Source organism: Pseudoalteromonas sp. BSi20439 (assembly GCF_000241165.1).
Taxonomy (GTDB): domain Bacteria; phylum Pseudomonadota; class Gammaproteobacteria; order Enterobacterales; family Alteromonadaceae; genus Pseudoalteromonas.
The window spans coordinates 1-670 of record NZ_BADW01000102.1; the positions used below are offsets into that span (position 1 = coordinate 1).

Annotated in this window: 1 protein-coding gene; it reads left to right on the forward strand. The window is 33.9% G+C overall.

The window, feature by feature from the left end; all coding sequences use genetic code 11:
- The coding region (locus P20439_RS09675) for a DUF1705 domain-containing protein (protein WP_036933499.1) at window positions 1-670 on the forward strand (670 nt) is incomplete at both ends.

Below are 670 nucleotides of genomic sequence, written 5' to 3' on the forward strand. Positions count from 1 at the left end.
TCAATTAGTGATTTATACCTGCGTATACATCACTTTAGTTTTGAATTTCCCATTTTTAAGTAAAATAACGACAGTGGTTACAGCCCTTGAATCTTACAATCTTTTTTTCTTACTGTCTGTCCCTGTTTTTTTATTGGCATTGTCTATTTTCGTTCAATGCTTTTTATCCTTTCGATGGATAACAAAACCACTACTCATCTTATTGGTTTTATTGTCGTCTGTTCTTTTTTATAGCACTGTGACATACGGTATAGTTTTTGATTATGGCATGATCCAAAATACAGTTGAAACGGATACGGCTGAAGCATTTTCTTATTTTAACTTCTCCGCAATATTGTTCTTTCTATTTTTTGGAGTAATACCTTCACTTCTTATTGCCAACGTTCAATTGACCTATAGTTCTTTTGTCGGGGAATTGCTCGCACGGATAAAATTACTTAGCGGCAGTGTCGGTGTAATATTTCTAATTGCAATAGTATTTTATTCAAACTATGCATCTGTTGGCCGAAATAATCGCGATTTAGTGGGCTATCTAACGCCATATGCCTTGATTGATTCAACAGTAAAATATGTTCGAAAAAACTATTTGTATCCTCCGTTAAAATTCAGCCTGTTAGACACGTCTCCAACCATTAAAAATGATGATAGTAACAAAAGTATTACTGTTGCA